At 51.8% G+C, this 20,780-nt stretch carries 21 protein-coding genes and 1 pseudogene; 9 read left to right on the forward strand and 13 right to left on the reverse strand.

Features of this window, described 5'->3' with window-relative positions:
• The first annotated feature begins 317 nt into the window (after positions 1–317).
• Positions 318–1,682, forward strand: coding sequence for an MFS transporter (locus AACU94_RS15145; protein WP_135489691.1), 1,365 nt, complete (start codon positions 318–320; stop codon positions 1,680–1,682).
• A 127-nt stretch (positions 1,683–1,809) separates the two neighbouring features.
• Here AACU94_RS15145 and yajQ read toward each other — a convergent pair whose 3' ends face one another.
• Positions 1,810–2,301: a nucleotide binding protein YajQ gene (gene yajQ / locus AACU94_RS15150; RefSeq protein ID WP_001138904.1), complete on the reverse strand. Its 492-nt coding sequence runs from the start codon at positions 2,299–2,301 to the stop codon at positions 1,810–1,812.
• Between the two features lie 167 nt (positions 2,302–2,468).
• Between yajQ and panE the strand changes: the two genes are divergently transcribed.
• Positions 2,469–3,380 (forward strand): 2-dehydropantoate 2-reductase, encoded by a 912-nt coding sequence (gene panE / locus AACU94_RS15155; RefSeq protein ID WP_135489692.1) that lies wholly within the window; start codon positions 2,469–2,471, stop codon positions 3,378–3,380.
• Positions 3,343–3,933, forward strand: coding sequence for a protein deglycase YajL (gene yajL, locus AACU94_RS15160; RefSeq protein ID WP_001276309.1), 591 nt, complete (start codon positions 3,343–3,345; stop codon positions 3,931–3,933). Before panE ends, yajL begins: the two co-directional genes overlap by 38 nt.
• Positions 3,934–3,986: 53 nt before the next feature.
• On the opposite strand, the gene thiI is transcribed toward yajL, so the two are convergent.
• Complete coding sequence (gene thiI, locus AACU94_RS15165; protein WP_095785302.1) at positions 3,987–5,435, reverse strand: tRNA uracil 4-sulfurtransferase ThiI; 1,449 nt, start codon at positions 5,433–5,435, stop codon at positions 3,987–3,989.
• A gap of 205 nt (positions 5,436–5,640) precedes the next feature.
• Here thiI and xseB point away from each other — a divergent pair, with 205 nt between their 5' ends.
• The 4 genes and pseudogenes from xseB to yajO all read left to right on the forward strand — a co-directional run bounded on the left by xseB (position 5,641) and on the right by yajO (position 9,697).
• Positions 5,641–5,883 carry an exodeoxyribonuclease VII small subunit gene (gene xseB, locus AACU94_RS15170; RefSeq protein WP_001124935.1) on the forward strand — a complete coding sequence of 81 codons (243 nt, stop codon included), beginning with the start codon at positions 5,641–5,643 and terminating at the stop codon, positions 5,881–5,883.
• Positions 5,883–6,781 (forward strand): annotated as a pseudogene (ispA, locus tag AACU94_RS15175) ((2E,6E)-farnesyl diphosphate synthase). The gene xseB and the pseudogene ispA overlap by 1 nt, the downstream one beginning before the upstream one ends.
• Before the next feature lie 24 nt (positions 6,782–6,805).
• Positions 6,806–8,668: a 1-deoxy-D-xylulose-5-phosphate synthase gene (gene dxs, locus AACU94_RS15180; RefSeq protein WP_000006815.1), complete on the forward strand. Its 1,863-nt coding sequence runs from the start codon at positions 6,806–6,808 to the stop codon at positions 8,666–8,668.
• A 54-nt stretch (positions 8,669–8,722) separates the two neighbouring features.
• On the forward strand, positions 8,723–9,697 hold the full coding sequence (yajO, locus tag AACU94_RS15185) for a 1-deoxyxylulose-5-phosphate synthase YajO (protein ID WP_135489693.1): 975 nt from the start codon (positions 8,723–8,725) through the stop codon (positions 9,695–9,697).
• Between the two features lie 69 nt (positions 9,698–9,766).
• On the opposite strand, the gene pgpA is transcribed toward yajO, so the two are convergent.
• The 6 genes from pgpA to nrdR form a co-directional block, all read right to left on the reverse strand.
• Positions 9,767–10,282, reverse strand: coding sequence for a phosphatidylglycerophosphatase A (pgpA, locus tag AACU94_RS15190; RefSeq protein WP_053883271.1), 516 nt, complete (start codon positions 10,280–10,282; stop codon positions 9,767–9,769).
• A complete protein-coding gene (gene thiL, locus AACU94_RS15195; protein WP_135489694.1) occupies positions 10,260–11,237 on the reverse strand; it encodes a thiamine-phosphate kinase in 978 nt (325 codons plus the stop codon). The genes pgpA and thiL overlap by 23 nt, the downstream gene beginning before the upstream one ends.
• Positions 11,238–11,315: 78 nt before the next feature.
• Positions 11,316–11,735: a transcription antitermination factor NusB gene (gene nusB / locus AACU94_RS15200; protein ID WP_000801121.1), complete on the reverse strand. Its 420-nt coding sequence runs from the start codon at positions 11,733–11,735 to the stop codon at positions 11,316–11,318.
• A gap of 19 nt (positions 11,736–11,754) precedes the next feature.
• Positions 11,755–12,225 (reverse strand): 6,7-dimethyl-8-ribityllumazine synthase, encoded by a 471-nt coding sequence (ribH, locus tag AACU94_RS15205; protein ID WP_001021161.1) that lies wholly within the window; start codon positions 12,223–12,225, stop codon positions 11,755–11,757.
• 88 nt (positions 12,226–12,313) lie between these two features.
• Positions 12,314–13,417, reverse strand: coding sequence for a bifunctional diaminohydroxyphosphoribosylaminopyrimidine deaminase/5-amino-6-(5-phosphoribosylamino)uracil reductase RibD (gene ribD, locus AACU94_RS15210; RefSeq protein ID WP_135489695.1), 1,104 nt, complete (start codon positions 13,415–13,417; stop codon positions 12,314–12,316).
• Positions 13,418–13,420: 3 nt separating this feature from the next.
• Positions 13,421–13,870 (reverse strand): transcriptional regulator NrdR, encoded by a 450-nt coding sequence (nrdR, locus tag AACU94_RS15215; protein ID WP_064527125.1) that lies wholly within the window; start codon positions 13,868–13,870, stop codon positions 13,421–13,423.
• A 150-nt stretch (positions 13,871–14,020) separates the two neighbouring features.
• On the opposite strand from nrdR, the gene AACU94_RS15220 reads away from it, so the two are divergent.
• Positions 14,021–14,563, forward strand: a complete 543-nt coding sequence (locus AACU94_RS15220; RefSeq protein WP_135403893.1) for a SadB/YajI family lipoprotein — start codon at positions 14,021–14,023, stop codon at positions 14,561–14,563.
• Between the two features lie 297 nt (positions 14,564–14,860).
• Complete coding sequence (gene tsx, locus AACU94_RS15225; RefSeq protein ID WP_116836751.1) at positions 14,861–15,745, forward strand: nucleoside-specific channel-forming protein Tsx; 885 nt, start codon at positions 14,861–14,863, stop codon at positions 15,743–15,745.
• Between the two features lie 216 nt (positions 15,746–15,961).
• Here the strand turns inward: tsx and yajD are convergent, their stop codons facing one another.
• The 5 genes from yajD to tgt form a co-directional block, all read right to left on the reverse strand.
• On the reverse strand, positions 15,962–16,309 hold the full coding sequence (gene yajD / locus AACU94_RS15230; protein ID WP_000974823.1) for an HNH nuclease YajD: 348 nt from the start codon (positions 16,307–16,309) through the stop codon (positions 15,962–15,964).
• 127 nt (positions 16,310–16,436) lie between these two features.
• Positions 16,437–17,408 (reverse strand): protein translocase subunit SecF, encoded by a 972-nt coding sequence (secF, locus tag AACU94_RS15235; protein WP_130206230.1) that lies wholly within the window; start codon positions 17,406–17,408, stop codon positions 16,437–16,439.
• 10 nt (positions 17,409–17,418) lie between these two features.
• On the reverse strand, positions 17,419–19,266 hold the full coding sequence (secD, locus tag AACU94_RS15240; protein ID WP_130215424.1) for a protein translocase subunit SecD: 1,848 nt from the start codon (positions 19,264–19,266) through the stop codon (positions 17,419–17,421).
• A 27-nt stretch (positions 19,267–19,293) separates the two neighbouring features.
• On the reverse strand, positions 19,294–19,626 hold the full coding sequence (yajC, locus tag AACU94_RS15245) for a preprotein translocase subunit YajC (RefSeq protein WP_000007629.1): 333 nt from the start codon (positions 19,624–19,626) through the stop codon (positions 19,294–19,296).
• 22 nt (positions 19,627–19,648) lie between these two features.
• Positions 19,649–20,776, reverse strand: a complete 1,128-nt coding sequence (tgt, locus tag AACU94_RS15250; protein WP_000667317.1) for a tRNA guanosine(34) transglycosylase Tgt — start codon at positions 20,774–20,776, stop codon at positions 19,649–19,651.
• Between the last annotated feature and the right edge of the window lie 4 nt (positions 20,777–20,780).

Consider the following 20,780-nt stretch of genomic DNA (forward strand, 5'->3'; position numbering starts at 1 on the left):
AAGTAAACATTTAAGTTGAAACAGCATAACCAGTGCCTCCAACGTTTCTATTTATTGCGATAAAATAACACCATCCTTTGATAAAAAGTTACACGCCCATCAATAAATCCGAAAATAATGTCATTAGTTGCAGGATAAAATCATTTGAGCTTTTCATTTGTTATATTTAATGCATGATATATTAATGGCAAGAATATGAGAGAAGCTCATACCTGACGTAAAAATCACTCTCTTATGTAATATTTACTCATTAACACTCTGTTTACCTAACATGCGCTCCGCACTACACTATGTGGGCAATTTTTTAAGAGGTGGTAATGAACGATTATAAAATGACGCCAGGTGAGCGGCGCGCGACCTGGGGTTTAGGGACCGTATTTTCATTGCGCATGCTGGGCATGTTTATGGTACTGCCGGTTCTGACTACGTACGGTATGGCACTGCAAGGCGCCAGCGAAGCATTAATCGGTATTGCCATTGGTATTTATGGTCTGACCCAGGCCGTTTTTCAGATTCCGTTTGGCCTGCTTTCCGACCGTATTGGTCGCAAACCATTAATTGTCGGCGGACTGGCAGTATTTGCTGCCGGTAGCGTTATTGCTGCACTTTCCGACTCCATCTGGGGAATTATTCTGGGCCGGGCGCTACAAGGCTCCGGCGCCATAGCCGCAGCCGTTATGGCGCTGCTTTCCGATCTTACGCGCGAACAAAACCGCACCAAAGCGATGGCGTTTATCGGCGTGAGCTTTGGCATTACCTTCGCCATTGCGATGGTGCTTGGCCCGATCATTACTCACAAACTTGGGCTGCACGCGCTGTTCTGGATGATCGCTATTCTGGCAACGATCGGCATTGCGTTGACCATTTGGGTTGTACCCAACAGCAGCACGCACGTACTTAATCGTGAGTCCGGGATGGTGAAAGGCAGTTTCAGCAAAGTGCTGGCGGAACCACGGCTGCTGAAACTCAACTTCGGCATTATGTGTCTGCACATGCTGCTGATGTCGACGTTTGTTGCCCTGCCAGGGCAACTGGCTGATGCGGGTTTCCCGGCGGCTGAACACTGGAAGGTCTATCTGGCAACGATGTTAATCGCCTTTGGCTCTGTCGTACCTTTCATTATCTACGCTGAAGTTAAGCGTAAAATGAAACAAGTCTTTGTCTTCTGCGTCGGGCTGATCGTGGTTGCGGAAATCGTGTTGTGGAACGCACAAACGCAGTTCTGGCAACTGGTGGTCGGCGTGCAGCTTTTCTTTGTGGCGTTTAATTTGATGGAAGCCCTTCTGCCTTCGCTTATCAGTAAAGAGTCTCCTGCTGGTTACAAAGGTACGGCGATGGGCGTTTACTCCACCAGCCAGTTTCTTGGCGTGGCGATTGGTGGTTCGCTGGGCGGCTGGATTGACGGCATGTTTGACGGTCAGGGCGTATTTCTCGCTGGCGCAATGCTGGCAGCATTGTGGCTGGCAGTCGCCAGTACCATGAAAGAGCCACCGTATGTCAGCAGCTTGCGCATTGAAATCCCGGCGGACATTGCCGCAAACGAGGCGTTAAAAGTGCGTTTGCTGGAAACTGAAGGCGTCAAAGAAGTGTTGATTGCAGAAGAAGAACATTCAGCTTACGTGAAAATCGATAGCAAAGTGACGAATCGCTTTGAGGTTGAACAGGCAATTCGTCAGGCATAAAAAACGAGGCGAATTGCCTGCTGCGCTACGCTTACCAGGCCTACAAAGTTCCTGAGTTACAAGCCTTTGTAGGCCGAATTAGGCGTTCATGCCGCATTCGGCATGAACAAAACGCACATTGTCGCGATTAATCGCGGAAGTTTTTGAACTGGAACGGCTGACCGAGATCGCCACCGCGCACCATCGCCATGACAGCCTGCAAATCATCACGAGATTTGCCAGTCACGCGGATCTCATCGCCCTGAATTTGCGCCTGCACTTTCAGTTTGCTGTCTTTGATCATCTTGACGATTTTCTTCTGGGTCGCGCTCTCAATGCCCTGTTTCAGTTTCGCTTCCACAAACCAGGTTTTACCGCTATGAACGATATTTTCCGGTACATCCAGCGAACTGCCTTCAATGCCGCGCTTCAGCAGCTTGGCACGCAGAATATCCAGCAACTGATTGACCTGGAAATCGGACTCGCTCAACACTTTAATGGTTTTGCTGGCGTCGTTCAGCTCAAATGAGGCTTCAACGTTACGGAAGTCAAAACGGGACTCCACTTCGCGGCTCGCGTTATCAACCGCGTTACGTGCTTCCTGAAGATCAACTTCAGAGACAATATCGAAAGATGGCATCTTTTCCTCTCCCTTCATTTTTGATGCGAAGCATAATACCTGCAAAGTTAAATAACCAACAGTCCTGCACCAGGACGTATCCCTTAATTGTGCATAGTCGCAACAGCATGCACAATTAAGGGATAGCCTTATTGAACACCCGGAGTGGTTGCGGGTGAGGAGGAACAATGAAAATTACCGTATTGGGATGCGGTGCCTTAGGGCAATTATGGCTTACAGCACTTTGCAAACAGGGTCACGAAGTTCAGGGCTGGCTGCGCGTACCGCAACCTTATTGTAGCGTGAATCTGGTTGAGACTGACGGTTCGATATTTAACGAGTCTCTGACCGCTAACGATCCCGATTTTCTGGCCACCAGCGATCTGTTACTGGTGACGCTGAAAGCATGGCAGGTTTCCGATGCCGTCAAAAGCCTCGCGTCCACACTGCCTGTAACCACGCCAATACTGTTAATTCACAACGGCATGGGTACCATCGAAGAGTTGCAAAACATTCAGCAGCCGTTACTGATGGGCACCACCACCCATGCCGCCCGCCGCGACGGCAATGTCATTATTCATGTGGCAAACGGTATCACGCATATTGGTCCGGCACGGCAACAGGATGGCGATTACAGTTATCTGGCGGATATTTTACAAACCGTGTTACCTGACGTTGCCTGGCATAACAATATTCGCGCCGAGCTGTGGCGCAAGCTGGCAGTCAACTGTGTGATTAATCCACTGACCGCCATCTGGAATTGTCCGAACGGTGAATTACGTCATCATCCGCAAGAAATTATGCAGATATGCGAAGAAGTCGCGGCAGTGATTGAACGCGATGGGCATCATACTTCAGCAGAAGATTTGCGTGATTACGTAATGCAGGTGATTGATGCCACAGCGGAAAATATCTCGTCGATGTTGCAGGATATCCGCGCGCTGCGCCACACTGAAATCGACTATATCAATGGTTTTCTCTTACGCCGCGCCCGCGCGCATGGGATTGCCGTACCGGAAAACACCCGCCTGTTTGAAATGGTAAAAAGAAAGGAGAGTGAATATGAGCGCATCGGCACTGGTTTGCCTCGCCCCTGGTAGTGAAGAGACTGAAGCCGTCACCACTATCGATCTGCTGGTTCGCGGCGGAATCAAAGTCACCACTGCCAGCGTCGCCAGCGATGGTAACCTGGCGATTACCTGCTCGCGCGGCGTGAAGCTGCTGGCGGATGCGCCGCTGGTCGAGGTGGCTGATGGCGAATATGACGTGATCGTGCTGCCTGGTGGCATTAAAGGCGCGGAATGTTTTCGCGATAGCACCCTGCTGGTTGAAACCGTTAAACAGTTCCACCGTTCCGGGCGTATCGTCGCGGCGATTTGCGCCGCGCCAGCCACCGTGCTGGTGCCGCACGATATCTTCCCGATTGGCAATATGACCGGATTCCCAACGCTGAAAGACAAAATTCCCGCCGAACAATGGCAGGACAAGCGCGTCGTCTGGGATGCACGGGTAAAATTGCTGACCAGCCAGGGGCCGGGTACAGCTATCGACTTTGGTCTGAAAATTATCGACCTGCTGGTTGGGCGTGAAAAAGCCCATGAAGTGGCATCACAACTGGTGATGGCGGCAGGGATTTATAATTATTACGAGTAATGTCGGATGCGGTAAACGTCGCATCTGACCAGATGCGACGTCACAACCACAAATTATGGGCGATATACCTTCACATTGTTAAAGCCCTGCTCGCGCAGATAGAGCGCCTGCAGGCGGCTCATCACCCCGCGCTCACACCACAACAGCCAGGTTTTGTTCTGGTCGAGATCGCCAAATTTGGTGCTCAGTTTATAGAACGGCAGAGAAACCACATCAACCCCTTCGACTTTCAGTGGCTTATCTTCCTGTTCATCGATAGAACGGATATCGAGGATCACGTCGTTCGGACCGAAGCCATTGACGGTTTCCACTTCCACCACTTCCTGCTCGGTCTGCTGGGCGATTTCGCGGATATCAACGTTATTCGCTTCCTCAACCACTTTATCGAGGATGCTGAAGTCGAACTTCTCTTCTTCCGCTTCAATCTTCGATTTAACCGCTTTCACCGTCGGGCTTTTGGAGATCACGCCACAATATTCCGGCATCGTGCGGGCAAAGTCTTCGGTGCCAATCTGGCGAGCCAGGTTGATGATGTGCTCTTTGTCGTAAGAGATCAGCGGACGCAGGATCAGCGTATCGGAGACGTTATCAATCAGGCGCAGGTTGGTCAGCGTCTGGCTGGACACCTGACCCAGTGCTTCGCCGGTGACCAGCGCCTGTACGCCGTAACGTTCAGCCACTTTAGATGCGGCACGCACCATCATACGTTTGAGGATAACGCCCATCTGACCGTCGTCGATTTTCTCGAGAATTTCCCCGACGACTGGTTCGAAATTAATAGCGACAAATCGCACACGGTGGGAGCTGCCAAAGCGGTTCCACAGATAATGTGCCACCTGACGCACGCCAATTTCATGCGCCGCGCCGCCGAGGTTAAAGAAGCAGTAATGCACGCGGCAGCCGCGACGCATCAACATATAACTGGAAACACCGGAGTCGAAACCACCGGAAATGAGCGACAGCACATCTTCCTGGGTGCCGATCGGGAAACCGCCAATACCTTCGTAGCGGCCTTTAATCAGCAGCAGACGATCGTCTTCCACTTCCAGATGGACAGTCACTTCCGGATTCGTCAGCTTCACGCGCGCGGATTCAATATGCTGATTTAAACCACCGCCGACGTAACGTTCCACATCAATCGAGCTAAAATCATGCTTACCGCGGCGCTTCACGCGCACGCAGAAGGTTTTGCCTTCCAGCTGATCGCGATACTGAACCAACGCTTTCTCGAAAATATCGTGCATGTCGGTAAACGGCACGTCTTCGACTTCGAGAATATGGTGGATACCCGGAATACGGGTCAGGGCGTCGCGAATGGCCAGACGCTGGTTTTCATCTTTCGCGCGAACTTCGATGTTATCCCAGTGGCGGACGACAGCGAGCGTCTCATCATAGTGCTTTAAAACGTTACGAATGTTCCCGGTAAGGATTTTTATAAAGCGCAAGCGCACAGATTGGCTTTTGATGGTGATTTCCGGGAACAATTTAATGATAAACTTCATGGCGGCAATGGTTCGTTGGCAAGTCTTAAGCGACTTGTATAGGGAAAAATACAGCAGCCCACACCTGCGGCTGCATCCAGGCGCGGAAGTATACCACTAACATCGCTTTGCTGCGCACATCACCTTACCATTGCGCGTTATTTGCTATTTGCCCTGAGTCCGTTACCATGACGGGGCGAAAAATATTGAGAGTCAGACATTCATTATGCCGAAGAAAAATGAGGCGCCCGCCAGCTTTGAAAAGGCGCTGAGCGAGCTGGAACAGATTGTAACCCGTCTGGAAAGTGGCGACCTGCCGCTGGAAGAGGCGCTGAACGAGTTCGAACGCGGCGTGCAGCTGGCACGTCAGGGGCAGGCCAAATTACAACAAGCCGAACAGCGCGTACAAATTCTGCTGTCTGACAATGAAGACGCCTCTCTAACCCCTTTTACACCGGACAATGAGTAATGGACTTTCCGCAGCAACTCGAAGCCTGCGTTAAGCAGGCCAACCAGGCGCTGAGCCGTTTTATCGCCCCACTGCCCTTTCAGAACACTCCCGTGGTAGAAACCATGCAGTATGGCGCATTATTAGGTGGTAAGCGCCTGCGGCCTTTCCTGGTTTATGCCACCGGTCAAATGCTCGGCGTAAGTCTGAATACTCTGGACGCACCCGCCGCCGCCGTAGAGTGTATCCACGCTTACTCATTAATTCATGATGATTTACCGGCAATGGATGATGACGATCTGCGTCGCGGCTTGCCGACCTGCCATGTGAAGTTTGGCGAAGCGAACGCGATTCTCGCTGGCGACGCTTTACAAACGCTGGCGTTCTCGATTCTAAGCGATGCCGATATGCCGGAAGTGTCGGACCGCGACAGAATTTCGATGATTTCAGAACTGGCGAGCGCCAGCGGTATTGCCGGAATGTGCGGTGGTCAGGCATTAGATTTAGATGCGGAAGGCAAACACGTACCTCTGGACGCACTCGAGCGTATTCATCGTCATAAAACCGGCGCATTGATTCGCGCCGCCGTTCGCCTTGGTGCATTAAGCGCCGGAGATAAAGGGCGTCGTGCTCTGCCAGTACTCGACAAGTACGCAGAGAGCATCGGCCTTGCCTTCCAGGTTCAGGATGACATCCTGGATGTGGTGGGAGATACTGCAACGTTGGGAAAACGCCAGGGTGCCGACCAGCAACTTGGTAAAAGTACCTACCTGCACTTCTGGGTCTTGAGCAAGCCCGGAAGAAAGCCCGGGATCTAATCGACGATGCCCGTCAGTCGCTGAAACAACTGGCTGAACAGTCACTCGATACCTCGGCACTGGAAGCGCTAGCGGACTACATCATCCAGCGTAATAAATAAACAATAAGTATTAATAGGCCCCTGATGAGTTTTGATATTGCCAAATACCCGACCCTGGCACTGGTCGACTCCACCCAGGAGTTACGACTGTTGCCAAAAGAGAGTTTACCGAAACTCTGCGACGAACTGCGCCGCTATTTACTCGACAGCGTGAGCCGTTCCAGCGGGCACTTCGCCTCCGGGCTGGGCACGGTCGAACTGACCGTGGCGCTGCACTATGTCTATAACACTCCGTTTGACCAGTTAATCTGGGATGTGGGGCATCAGGCTTATCCGCATAAAATTTTGACCGGACGCCGCGACAAAATCGGCACTATCCGTCAGAAAGGTGGCCTGCACCCGTTCCCGTGGCGTGGCGAAAGCGAATATGACGTATTAAGCGTCGGGCATTCATCAACCTCCATCAGTGCCGGAATTGGTATTGCGGTTGCTGCCGAGAAAGAAGGCAAAAATCGCCGCACCGTCTGTGTGATTGGCGATGGCGCGATTACCGCTGGCATGGCTTTTGAAGCGATGAATCACGCGGGCGATATTCGTCCTGATATGCTGGTGGTCCTCAACGACAATGAAATGTCGATTTCCGAAAATGTTGGCGCGCTTAACAACCATCTGGCGCAGCTGCTTTCCGGTAAGCTTTACTCTTCGCTGCGCGAAGGCGGGAAAAAAGTTTTCTCTGGCGTGCCGCCCATTAAAGAGCTGCTCAAACGTACCGAAGAACATATTAAAGGCATGGTAGTGCCTGGCACATTGTTTGAAGAGCTGGGCTTTAACTACATCGGCCCGGTTGACGGTCACGATGTGCTGGGGCTTATCACCACGCTTAAGAACATGCGCGACCTGAAAGGCCCGCAGTTCCTGCATATCATGACTAAAAAAGGTCGTGGTTATGAACCGGCAGAAAAAGACCCAATCACCTTCCACGCCGTGCCTAAATTTGATCCCTCCAGTGGTTGTTTGCCGAAAAGTAGCGGCGGTTTGCCAAGCTATTCAAAAATCTTTGGCGACTGGTTGTGCGAAACCGCAGCGAAAGACAACAAGCTGATGGCGATTACTCCGGCGATGCGTGAAGGTTCCGGCATGGTCGAGTTTTCACGTAAATTCCCGGATCGCTACTTTGACGTGGCAATTGCCGAGCAACACGCAGTGACCTTTGCTGCGGGTCTGGCGATTGGTGGATACAAACCCATTGTCGCGATCTACTCCACCTTCCTGCAACGCGCCTATGATCAGGTGCTGCATGACGTGGCAATTCAAAAACTCCCGGTCCTGTTCGCCATCGACCGCGCGGGCATTGTTGGTGCTGATGGTCAAACCCACCAGGGCGCTTTTGATCTCTCTTACCTGCGCTGCATACCAGAAATGGTCATCATGACCCCGAGCGATGAAAACGAATGTCGCCAGATGCTCTATACCGGCTATCACTATAACGATGGCCCGTCCGCGGTGCGCTACCCGCGCGGCAACGCGGTTGGCGTGGAACTGACGCCGCTGGAAAAACTGCCAATTGGCAAAGGCATTGTGAAGCGTCGTGGCGAGAAGCTGGCGATCCTCAACTTTGGTACGCTGATGCCAGAAGCGGCGAAAGTCGCTGAATCGCTGAACGCTACGCTGGTCGATATGCGTTTTGTGAAACCGCTTGATGAAGCGTTAATTTTGGAAATGGCCGCCAGCCATGAAGCGCTGGTCACCGTAGAAGAAAACGCCATTATGGGCGGCGCAGGCAGCGGCGTGAACGAAGTGCTGATGGCCCATCGTAAACCAGTACCCGTGCTGAACATTGGCCTGCCGGACTTCTTTATTCCGCAAGGAACGCAGGAAGAAATGCGCGCCGAACTCGGCCTCGATGCCGCCGGTATGGAAGCCAAAATCAAGGCCTGGCTGGCATAATCCCTACTCCACTCCTGCTATGCTTAAGAAATTATTCATGGCAGGAGTGGCAGCATGCAATACAACCCCTTAGGAAAAACCGACCTTCGCGTTTCCCGACTTTGCCTCGGCTGTATGACCTTTGGCGAGCCTGATCGTGGTAATCACGCATGGACACTGCCGGAAGAGAGCAGCCGTCCCATAATTAAACGTGCATTGGAAGGCGGCATAAATTTCTTTGACACCGCCAATAGCTATTCCGATGGCAGCAGCGAAGAGATCGTCGGTCGCGCACTGCGGGATTTCGCCCGTCGTGAAGATGTGGTCGTTGCCACCAAAGTGTTCCATCGCGTTGGTGATTTACCGGAAGGATTATCCCGTGCGCAAATTTTGCGCTCTATCGACGACAGCCTGCGACGTCTCGGCATGGATTATGTCGATATCCTGCAAATTCATCGCTGGGATTACAACACGCCGATCGAAGAGACGCTGGAAGCCCTGAACGACGTGGTAAAAACCGGGAAAGCGCGTTATATCGGCGCGTCATCAATGCACGCTTCGCAGTTTGCTCAGGCACTGGAGCTACAAAAACAGCACGGCTGGGCGCAGTTTGTCAGTATGCAGGATCACTACAATCTGATTTATCGTGAAGAAGAGCGCGAGATGCTGCCACTGTGTTATCAGGAGGGGGTGGCGGTCATTCCGTGGAGCCCACTGGCGCGGGGCCGTCTGACACGTCCGTGGGGAGAAACCACTGCACGCCTGGTGTCTGATGAAGTGGGGAAAAATCTCTACAAAGAAAGCGATGAAAATGACGCGCAAATTGCAGAACGCTTAACGGGCATCAGTGAAGAACTGGGCGCGACACGAGCACAAGTTGCGCTGGCCTGGTTGTTGAGCAAACCAGGTATTGCTGCACCCATTATTGGTACATCGCGGGAAGAACAACTTGATGAACTACTGAACGCGGTGGATATCACCTTGAAGCCGGAACAGATTGCCGAGCTGGAAACACCCTATAAACCGCATCCGGTGGTAGGATTTAAATAGGAATCCAGGCCTGATAAGACGCGACGGTGCACAACCGCCGGATGCGGCGTGAACGCCTTATCCGGCCGACTATAGGATACCAATCGGCCAGTGATGACCGATAAAATACAGGATGCCTGCGGAAATCACCCCGGCGACAATATCATCGATCATGATCCCCATGCCCCCATGCACATTGCGATCAAACCAACGGATCGGCCACGGTTTCCACATATCCAGAATACGGAAAATCACAAACCCGGCGGCGACCCACTGCCAGTCATTGGTCGGCAGCGCCATGAGCGTGATCCACATACCGATAAATTCGTCCCAGACAATGCTGCCATGATCGTGCACGCCCATATCTTTCGCGGTCTGATGACAAAGATAAACGCCAATACAGATCCCCAGCATGACTACCAGCGAATAAAGCTGCCAGGGTAAAAAGGTCATCAGATACCAGAACGGAATCGCCGCCAGCGATCCCATCGTGCCAGGAACAATCGGGCTTAATCCACTTCCGAATCCGACAGCAAGCAGATGCCACGGATTACTCATCTTCAGGCGACTTTTCGCGACATCTTTATGGCGTGGCAAAATGGTCATATCCTTTCCAGTCTAACGTGACAGGTTCGCCGTCACGAACAAAACAGAGTCCTTCTATATCGGCGGTCATTTGCCCGATACAGGTAAATGGTACGCCCAGATGTCCCAAAGCGACATCCAGCGCGCCACGGTTCAGTTCTGGCACAGTGAAACACAACTCGTAATCTTCGCCACCAGAGAGCGCCCAGCGCAGCGCCTGTTCCGGTTCAACGTGGCGAGAAAGTGCGTCAGAAAACGGCAGCAATGCCAGGTCAATGCGTGCACCGCAGTCGCTGGCTTTCACGATATGCCCGAGATCGGAAATCAAACCGTCAGAGAGATCGATGGCTGAATTTGCCAGATCGCGCAATGCCTGCCCCTGTAAAATACGCGGCGACGGACGGAGGTGACGTTTAATCAAGTAGTCCGCAACTTTAGCATCGGCAACCTGCAAACGGTTTTGCAAAATCGCCAGCCCGGCGGCGCTATCGCCCGGCGTACCGGTCACATAAATCCAGTCACCCGGTTTCGCCCCAGAGCGCGTTAAGGCTCGTCCCATCGGAACAAAGCCGTGGATACCCAACGTCATTGATAATGGCCCACGCGTGGTATCGCCGCCAATGAGTTGCATATCGTAATAATTGAGGAGCTCAAACAAACTGTCGCTGAAGGACTCAAGCCACGATTCGTCTACGTCCGGTAAGGTTAATGCCAGCGTCAGCCAGGCCGGATCGGCGCCCATCGCTGCCAGATCGCTTAGGTTTACCGCCAGTGCTTTATATGCCAGATCCGCAGGGTCGATATCAGGGAGGAAATGGTTACCCGCCACCAGCGTATCAGTGCTGATCGCCAGGGTCTGTTTCTCGGGGATATTGAGAAGTGCGCAATCGTCGCCAATGCCAAGTTCGACATCAAGACGAGAGCTTCTTACACGGTCAAAATAACGGGCAATCAGGGAGAACTCGCCACATGCCATACGTTATGCCTCAGCAGGTAAAAAAGAAAAGGCCGGCGAGTGCGGAACTGTTTTTCCGTTACTCTGCCGGCCTGGATATCACTTTTTGTTAGGGCGAATCACAGGTGCTGCTTTATCCAGTACGCCATTGACGAACTTATGGCTGTCTTCTGCGCCGAACGATTTCGCCAGTTCGATCGCTTCGTTAATGGCCACTTTGTACGGCACATCGCTACGTTTAGACAGCTCGTACAGCGCAATGCGCAGTACCGCTTTTTCTACCTGGCCCAGCTCTTCCAGCAGGCGAGACAGATATGGCTTCATCAGTCCGTCGAGGTATGCGGTGTTAGTCGCCACCCCGGCCAGCAGCTCACGGAAGTACAGGATGTCAACGTCTTTTACATCCTGTTCAGCCAGGAACTGGTATTCAACATCAGCGATGTCGTTCTGGGACAACTGCCAGGAGTAGAGCGCCTGGACGGCACACTCACGAGCGCGGCGACGAGCAGCAGGTTTCACGGATTTCCCCTTACTAATTTCAGGCCTTGATGGCTTTCAATACATTAATCATTTCAAGCGCGGTCAGTGCAGCTTCTGCACCTTTGTTACCAGCTTTGGTGCCAGCACGTTCGATCGCTTGTTCAATGCTTTCAGTGGTCAAAACCCCAAAAGCAACCGGAATTTCGCTGTCCTGGGCAACATGCGCCAGGCCGTTGCTTGCACCACCAGCGACATATTCAAAGTGGGCAGTGCCACCACGAATAACCGTACCCAGCGCAATCACCGCGTCATATTTACCGGTTTTAGCCAGTGCACCCGCCGCCAGCGGCAGCTCATAGGCACCAGGCACCCAAACAACGGTAATGTTTTCATCTTTTACCTGACCGATACGTTTCAGTGCGTCAATTGCACCTTCCAGCAGGCTGTCATTGATAAAGTTGTTGAAACGCGCAATGGTGATGGCGACGCGAGCGTCCGGGGTAGCAACGTTAGCTTCAATAATGTTCATTTTCTTCCTTCGGGTTCGAGTATGGCCCCGCAGGGGGGCGGATTTTAGCATAATATTTCGTGCGCTGCTTCCCTTTCGAGCCGGGAGATCATGCACCCACTAAATGCAGGCAAACATCCGGGCCTACATGACGTATCTCTTTGAATTTAAATTGGGGCGCGTCGGCTAATTTCTCAAGCCCCGGCAGCGTACATAATCCGCGGGCGTCGCTGCCTAATAGTTTAGGTGCGATATAGACAATCAGCTCATCGACTAAACCCGCCTGTAGCAATGCGCCAGCGAGCGTTGGCCCCGCTTCCACCCAGATGCTGTTAATCTGCTGTTTACCCAGTTGCATCATCAGAACAACCAGATCCAGATGACCTTTATGCTCTGGAATCAGCAAAGTACGCACCGTTTCCGGCCATTCACGAGAATCTTCCTGCGTACGCGCGAACCAGGTTTCGCCGGGCTGCTGCACAATGCGATGTTCCGGCGTCACGCGATTTTGGCTATCAATCACAATACGTACCGGCTGACGGAGATTTTGTTGCGGATAGAGCGCCTGAGTTTGTTCATCCAGTTCAGACCAACGCACCGTTAAGGCTGGATCGTCCGCCAGCACCGTGGCGCTGCTGGTTAAAATAGCATGACTTTGCGCGCGCAGACGCTGAACATCGCGTCGAGCCTGAGGTGAAGTGATCCACTGGCTTTCACCGCTGGCCATCGCCGTGCGACCATCTAGCGACGCGCCGAGTTTCAACTGTATATAAGGAAAGCCGGTGCGCATGCGCTTGAGGAAGCCTTTATTCAATTGCTCGGCTTCGCCCATCATCAGGCCGTGGCTGACGTCAATGCCAGCTTGTTGCAAACGGTAAAGTCCACGCCCAGCAACCTGCGGATTAGGGTCCTGCATCGCAGCCACCACGCGCGCCACGCCAGCAGCAATTAATGCGTCACAACACGGCGGCGTACGACCATGATGACTACAAGGTTCGAGTGTCACATACGCCGTTGCGCCTTTGGCTTTTTCACCTGCCATGCGCAACGCGTGTACCTCAGCATGCGGTTCGCCCGCGCGGTGATGGTAACCTTCACCGACAATTTCGCCATCTTTCACAATGACGCAACCGACATTCGGGTTAGGGTGAGTGGTGAAGCGCCCTCGTTGCGCCAGCTTTAGCGCCCGCGCCATGTATAACTCGTCCTGCACGGTTTAATCCTCCAGGCGCGCAATCTCTTCGCCAAATTCTTTGATATCTTCGAAACTGCGATAGACAGAGGCAAAACGGATATAGGCGACTTTGTCGAGCTTTTTCAATTGCTCCATCACCAGATTGCCAATCATTTTGCTCGGCACTTCGCGCTCACCGGTGGCGCGGAGTTGCGATTTAATATGGTTGATCGCCATTTCGACGTCATCGGAACTCACCGGACGTTTTTCCAGCGCCCGCAGCATTCCGCTACGCAATTTTTCTTCATTAAACGGTTCGCGCACGTCGTTGCTTTTCACGACACGCGGCATAACCAGCTCCGCCACTTCAAAAGTAGTGAAACGTTCATTACACACCAGACACTGCCGACGGCGGCGTACGGAAGAACCCTCGCTCACGAGACGAGAGTCAATTACCTTAGTGTCCACGGCGAAACAGAATGGGCAATGCATACGGCGTCCTGACCAGGTGGTTAATAGAAATCTATTTTACCCTGAACTGGCGATACAACAAAGGCGCAACGCTTTTGAGATAAAGGATCGATGCTTTCACGGCTTTAAGCCTCTACCATTAGGATAATTGTGACGAGAAAGGGACTACCTATGAACATTAAAGTATGTTTTCGACTACTCCTGCTGGGAAGCCTGTTCAGCCTGAGCGCCTGCGTGCAGCAAAGCGAAGTACGCCAGATGAAACACAGCGTCAACACGTTGAATAAAGAGATGACTCAGCTCAACAAAGAAACTGTCAAAATCACCCAGCAAAATACGCTGAACGCAAAATCCAGCAGTGGGGTTTACCTGTTGCCTGGAGCAAATACACCGGCACGGCTGGAAAGCCAAATCGGCACCTTACGTATGTCGCTGGTGAATATTACGCCAAATGCAGATGGCACTACGCTGACGCTGCGTATTCAGGGCGAGTCCAATGATCCTTTACCCGCTTTCAGCGGAACCGTTGAATATGGACAAATTCAGGGAACAATCGACAACTTTCAGGAAATCAATGTGCAGAATCAATTGATTAATGCACCTGCCAGCGTCCTCGCTCCGAGCGATGTTGATATTCCGTTACAGTTAAAGGGTATTTCTGTGGATCAGTTAGGTTTTGTACGTATACACGACATTCAACCTGTTGTGCAGTAAACGTATCGCGGGGCGTTTTGTGCGTCCCGCAACATCCTCCCCCGTCATTTTGTTACTCCGCTTACATCACCCAGATTGATAGTAAAAGTTTGCAACAAGGGTGAAAGTCAGTACAATCCCCGCCCGAATATGTGTAAACGTGAACGCAATCGATTACGTAAATGATAGAACTGTGAAACGAAACATATTTTTGTGAGCAATGATTTTTATAATAGGCTCCTCTGTATAGGAAATATTTAGAAACGCAATTTGCGCCTTTTTCACTCCCGTAAGGGATTTTCAAACAGTGGCATACATATGAAAAAAACATTACTGGCAGCCGGTGCGGTACTGGCGCTCTCTTCGTCTTTTACTGTCAACGCAGCTGAAAACGATAAACCGCAGTACCTTTCCGACTGGTGGCACCAGAGCGTTAACGTAGTTGGTAGCTATCACACTCGTTTCGGACCGCAGATCCGTAACGATACTTACCTGGAGTACGAAGCATTCGCTAAAAAAGACTGGTTCGACTTCTATGGTTACGCGGATGCGCCGGTATTCTTCGGCGGTAACTCCGATGCAAAAGGTATCTGGAACCACGGTTCTCCGCTGTTTATGGAAATCGAACCGCGTTTCTCCATCGATAAGCTGACCAATACTGACCTTAGCTTCGGTCCGTTCAAAGAGTGGTACTTCGCGAACAACTACATTTACGACATGGGCCGTAACAAAGATGGTCGCCAGAGCACCTGGTATATGGGTCTGGGTACTGACATCGACACTGGCCTGCCGATGAGCCTGTCCATGAACGTGTATGCGAAATACCAGTGGCAGAACTATGGCGCAGCGAACGAAAACGAGTGGGACGGTTACCGTTTCAAAATTAAATACTTTGTGCCGATTACCGATCTGTGGGGCGGTCAGCTGAGCTACATCGGTTTCACCAACTTCGACTGGGGTTCCGATCTGGGTGATGACAGCGGTAACGCAATCAACGGTATTAAGACGCGCAGCAATAACTCCATCGCTTCCAGCCATATTCTGGCGCTGAACTACGATCACTGGCACTACTCTGTCGTAGCTCGTTACTGGCACGACGGTGGTCAGTGGAACGATGATGCAGAGCTGAACTTCGGCAACGGCAACTTCAACGTTCGCTCTACCGGCTGGGGTGGTTACCTGGTGGTAGGTTACAACTTCTAATTATGAAAATGCCGGGATTTATTCCCGGCATTTCAGATTGTTGACAACGTGCACTTTGTTCATGCCGGATGCGGAGTAAACGCCTTATCCGGTCTACAAAAGCACGTGAATTCAATACATTGCTGATATTACGTAGGCCTGATAAGCGTAGCGCATCAGGCAATTTTTCGTTTGTCACAAAGCTCAAATAGCGGATTTTATATCCGGTATTTTTTATTACTTCTTCTTGTTCATCATCGCTTTTAAATCAGCAAACGGGTTGTATTTCGCCTCACCGACATCTTTCTGCGCATCTTCCCCTGCGATAACGGTCGTACCATACTGATCCGCTTCGGTATATTTCGAATGCTCATGATCGTGGCAATAGAGACAAAGTAATTCCCAGTTACTGCCATCTTCCGGGTTATTGGTATGGTCGTGATCGATATGGTGAACGGTAAGCTCACGCAGGTTGGAATAGACAAACTCGCGGGAACAGCGACCGCAGACCCATGGATAGAGTTTTAATGCTTTTTCGCGATAGCCGCTTTCTAACCGCGCATAGTTTTTTGGGATGATAGCCATGAAAAGTTACCTGGATGAAATGTAGGGTTACGCGCAGTTTCCCAAGATGCGGGGATTTTCGCAATCACCATACATCAAAAAAATCCCGATCTTCTGACCGGGATTTTCAACATCAACGGGAACTTGATTAAGGCAGAATTGACGGCTGGTCCGCCCCTTCTTTTTCCACTTTCTGCTGCAACATGTGTTCGCGCTTCATACCCAGTTTCAGGGCCAGCGCCGATGCTACGTAGATAGAAGATGCAGTACCGATAGTCACACCAATCAGCATGGTCAGCGAGAAGCCTTCCAGCACCGGGCCACCAAAGAGATACAGCATCAGGATAACCATCAAGGTGGTACCGGATGTGATCAAGGTACGGTGCAGCGTCTGGGTCAAGGACACGTTAAAGATTTCGTAAGGCGTACCGCGACGGATCTTGCGGAAGTTCTCACGAATACGGTCCGATACCACGATACTGTCGTTAAGCGAGTAACCGATAACCGACATCAACGATGCCACAATGGTCAGGTCAATCTCGATATGGAATAACGACAAAATACCCAGCGTAATGATAACGTCGTGCGCCAGCGCGATTACTACCCCTGCAGCCAGTCGCCACTCAAAGCGGAAACCAACGTATACAAGGATAGACAGCAGCGCCGCCATCAGCGCCATCGCACCGGTTTGCGCAAGGTCTGCCCCTACGCTCGGACCGACGAACTCAATACGCTTCACCGCCGCGTTCTGATTGGTAGCTTCGTTAATCACCTTCAGAACTTTGCTGCCCAGCACCTGACCACCAGTTTCGCCTTCAGCTGGCGGCATGCGGACCATGATGTCGTGGCTGCTACCGAAGTTTTGCAGCATCGGCTCTTCAAAGCCCGCTTTCTGCAATGCATCACGCATTACATCAATTTCAGCCGGTTTTTCGAGCGTAATTTCAATAACCGTACCACCGGTGAAATCCAGCCCCCAGTTAAAGCCGCGCACGCCCATAATGACGATCGCGGCGATTAACAGTAGACCAGAGATGCCGAAAGCCCAGTAGTCCCAGCGCATAAAGTCGTAGACTTTACGGCCGTGGTTTAGTTGTTCAACAGTATATTCCTGTGCCACATCGCACTCCTCAGATTGACAGCTTCTTGACGCGCTTGCCGCCATATAGCAGGTTTACGATGGCACGCGTACCGACAATCGCGGTAAACATCGACGTCGCCACACCGATACCGGTAGTAATCGCGAACCCTTTAATTGCCCCGGTACCCACCGCGTACAGGATGATGACTTTAATCAGCGTGGTGATGTTCGCATCGAAGATGGAACTGAACGCGCCACGATAACCTTCATCAATTGCCTGCTGAACAGTACGCCCGTTGCTTAACTCTTCTTTAATACGTTCGTTGATCAGTACGTTAGCATCGACCGCTACCGCAAGGGTTAAGACGATACCCGCGATACCCGGCATACTCAGCGTTGCGCCTGGCAACAGCGACATAATGCCGACAATCAAGATCAAGTTCGCAATCAGAGCACTGGTCGCAATCAGACCAAACTTCTTATAGAAGAGGATCATGAACAGAATAGAAACCAGCAGGCCAGCCAGACACGCTTCCAGCCCCTGTTCAATGTTCTGCATACCCAGAGTCGGGCCAATGGTACGTTCTTCAACAATCTGAATCGGCGCGATCAACGCACCGGCACGCAGCAGCAGTGACAGTTGGCGGGCTTCGTTCGGGTTGTTGATACCAGTGATACGGAAGCTGTTACCCAGACGAGACTGGATATTCGCGATGTTAATCACCTCTTCCTGTTTCACCAGAACCGCACGACCGTTAGCATCTTTCTTACCGCTGTCTTTGTACTCCACAAACAGGGTCGCCATCGGTTTGCCGATGTTGTCCTTAGTGAAGTTAGACATGATGTTGCCACCAGCGCTATCGAGCGAGATGTTAACCTGCGGCTGGTTGTATTCGTCCTGGCTGGAAGTGGAGTCGGTGATATGGTCACCGGTCAGAATTACGCGTTTGTACAGCACAACCGGCTGACCTTCGCGGGTCTGTTTCACTTCAGAGTCGCCCGGTACGCGGCCAGATGCAGCAGCGGCCTGGTCAACGTTGGTGTTTACCAGACGGAACTCCAGCGTCGCGGTCGCGCCAAGAATCTCTTTCGCGCGAGCGGTATCCTGAATACCTGGCAGCTCAACGACAATGCGGTCTGCGCCCTGACGTTGTACTACAGGCTCCGCCACACCAAGCTGGTTTACACGGTTACGCAGGATGTTAATGTTCTGCTGCACCGCATATTCACGCGCTTCACTGAGACGCGCATCGCTCATGACCGCACGCAGCTGGTTGCTACCCTGGCTGCTAATGACCAGATCGGGATGACGCTTGCTCAGATATGCAATGGCTTCATCACGGGCGTTGCCATCGCGGAAAGTGATGCTCAGACCGTAATTATTTTCTTTACGAACAGTGGTATACGGGATGCCTTTTTCACGCAGATCGCTGCGCAGGCTATCGATATTTTGTTCCTGAAGTTTGCCAAGCGCAGTGTCCATATCCACTTCCATCAGGAAGTGAACGCCGCCACGCAAGTCAAGACCGAGCTTCATCGGCTCAGCGTGAATAGCTGCCAGCCAGCGCGGCGTAGCCGGGGCAAGGTTAAGCGCCACGACATATTTGTCACCCAGAATGCCCATTAATGCTTCACGAGCGCGTAGCTGGGTGTCAGTGGAGTCGAAGCGCGCAAGAATAGCGCCCTCTTCCAGTGCCACAGACTTAGCAGTTATTTTTTCTTCTTGTAACGTTTTCTGGACCTGGATCAGCGTTTGCTCACTGGCGGCGACTCCGCGCGCGCCAGTGATCTGAACAGCCGGATCCTCACCAAACAGGTTGGGAAGCGCATACAGCAGACCGATGACAATCACCACGATCAGCATGACGTACTTCCACAAAGGATAACGGTTTAACACGGCAATTCCCTTAGGGAAAAATTTTAATTACAGCGCCTTCATGGTGCCTTTCGGCAGAACGGCGGCTACGAAGTCACGTTTAATAACTACTTCAGTGGTGTCATTCAGCGCGATAGCAATGTAGCCGTTTTCTGCTACTTTGGTTACGCGACCGACCAGGCCACCGTTCGTCAGCACTTCATCACCTTTCGCGATGGAGTCCATCAGCTTTTTGTGTTCTTTGGTGCGCTTCTGCTGTGGGCGCAGGATCATGAAATAGAAAATCAGACCGAATACCACCAGCATCAAAATCAAAGACATCGGGCTACCTTGTGCCGGAGCACCCGTTGCCGCTACCGCATCAGAAATAAAAAAGCTCATTAAATTTCCCTCATTATTAATATTAATCAACGTTCAAAGGTGGTACTTCTCGCCCCTGACGCTGGTAAAAATCAGCTACGAAGCTCTCTAATTTACCCTCTTCAATAGCCTTGCGTAAACCCGCCATCAAACGCTGGTAGTAACGAAGGTTATGAATGGTGTTGAGTCGCGCGCCTAATATTTCGTTGCAACGGTCGAGATGATGCAAGTAGGCACGTGAATAATTGCGACAGGTGTAGCAATCACACTCAGGATCGAGCGGGCCAGTGTCGCTCTTATACTTCGCATTGCGGATTTTCACCACGCCATCGGTCACGAACAGATGACCGTTACGCGCATTACGTGTTGGCATTACGCAGTCAAACATATCGATACCGCGGCGCACGCCTTCAACCAGGTCTTCCGGTTTACCAACGCCCATCAGGTAACGTGGTTTGTCTGCCGGAATTTGCGGGCACACATGCTCCAGGATACGGTGCATATCTGCTTTCGGCTCACCCACTGCCAGACCGCCGACAGCGTAGCCATCAAAACCGATATCTACCAGACCTTTAACAGAGATATCACGTAAATCTTCGTAAACGCTGCCCTGAATGATACCAAAGAGCGCATTTTTGTTGCCGAGGCTGTCAAAACGCTCGCGGCTACGCTTCGCCCAACGCAGCGACATCTCCATAGAGCGCTTCGCGTAATCCCAGTCAGCAGGATACGGCGTACACTCGTCAAAAATCATGACGATGTCTGAGCCAAGATCGTATTGAATCTCCATCGATTTTTCGGGATCGAGGAAAATCGGGTCGCCGTTAATGGGGTTACGGAAGTGCACGCCCTGTTCGGTGATTTTACGGATATCGCCGAGACTGAAGACCTGGAAGCCGCCGGAGTCGGTAAGGATCGGGCCTTTCCACTGCATAAAATCGTGCAGATCGCCATGCAGTTTCATGATTTCCTGACCCGGGCGTAGCCACAGGTGGAAAGTGTTACCCAGAATAATTTGCGCGCCAGTGGCTTCAACTTCTTCCGGCGTCATCCCTTTTACGGTGCCGTAGGTGCCAACAGGCATAAAACAAGGCGTTTCCACTACGCCACGATCGAAGACCAGGCGGCCACGGCGTGCGCGACCGTCGGTGGTGTCCAGTTCAAATTTCATTTTT

The organism is Escherichia sp. E4702 (assembly GCF_963883545.1).
Classification (GTDB): domain Bacteria; phylum Pseudomonadota; class Gammaproteobacteria; order Enterobacterales; family Enterobacteriaceae; genus Escherichia.

What these genes read in the sequence shown, in the direction of transcription:
- AACU94_RS15145 (WP_135489691.1), top strand. Translation starts at nt 318, where the DNA reads ATGAACGATTATAAAATGACGCCAGGTGAGCGGCGCGCGACCTGGGGT.
- yajQ (WP_001138904.1), bottom strand. Translation starts at nt 2,301, where the DNA reads ATGCCATCTTTCGATATTGTCTCTGAAGTTGATCTTCAGGAAGCACGT.
- panE (WP_135489692.1), top strand. Translation starts at nt 2,469, where the DNA reads ATGAAAATTACCGTATTGGGATGCGGTGCCTTAGGGCAATTATGGCTT.
- yajL (WP_001276309.1), top strand. Translation starts at nt 3,343, where the DNA reads ATGAGCGCATCGGCACTGGTTTGCCTCGCCCCTGGTAGTGAAGAGACT.
- thiI (WP_095785302.1), bottom strand. Translation starts at nt 5,435, where the DNA reads ATGAAGTTTATCATTAAATTGTTCCCGGAAATCACCATCAAAAGCCAA.
- xseB (WP_001124935.1), top strand. Translation starts at nt 5,641, where the DNA reads ATGCCGAAGAAAAATGAGGCGCCCGCCAGCTTTGAAAAGGCGCTGAGC.
- dxs (WP_000006815.1), top strand. Translation starts at nt 6,806, where the DNA reads ATGAGTTTTGATATTGCCAAATACCCGACCCTGGCACTGGTCGACTCC.
- yajO (WP_135489693.1), top strand. Translation starts at nt 8,723, where the DNA reads ATGCAATACAACCCCTTAGGAAAAACCGACCTTCGCGTTTCCCGACTT.
- pgpA (WP_053883271.1), bottom strand. Translation starts at nt 10,282, where the DNA reads ATGACCATTTTGCCACGCCATAAAGATGTCGCGAAAAGTCGCCTGAAG.
- thiL (WP_135489694.1), bottom strand. Translation starts at nt 11,237, where the DNA reads ATGGCATGTGGCGAGTTCTCCCTGATTGCCCGTTATTTTGACCGTGTA.
- ribH (WP_001021161.1), bottom strand. Translation starts at nt 12,225, where the DNA reads ATGAACATTATTGAAGCTAACGTTGCTACCCCGGACGCTCGCGTCGCC.
- nrdR (WP_064527125.1), bottom strand. Translation starts at nt 13,870, where the DNA reads ATGCATTGCCCATTCTGTTTCGCCGTGGACACTAAGGTAATTGACTCT.
- AACU94_RS15220 (WP_135403893.1), top strand. Translation starts at nt 14,021, where the DNA reads ATGAACATTAAAGTATGTTTTCGACTACTCCTGCTGGGAAGCCTGTTC.
- tsx (WP_116836751.1), top strand. Translation starts at nt 14,861, where the DNA reads ATGAAAAAAACATTACTGGCAGCCGGTGCGGTACTGGCGCTCTCTTCG.
- yajD (WP_000974823.1), bottom strand. Translation starts at nt 16,309, where the DNA reads ATGGCTATCATCCCAAAAAACTATGCGCGGTTAGAAAGCGGCTATCGC.
- yajC (WP_000007629.1), bottom strand. Translation starts at nt 19,626, where the DNA reads ATGAGCTTTTTTATTTCTGATGCGGTAGCGGCAACGGGTGCTCCGGCA.
- tgt (WP_000667317.1), bottom strand. Translation starts at nt 20,776, where the DNA reads ATGAAATTTGAACTGGACACCACCGACGGTCGCGCACGCCGTGGCCGC.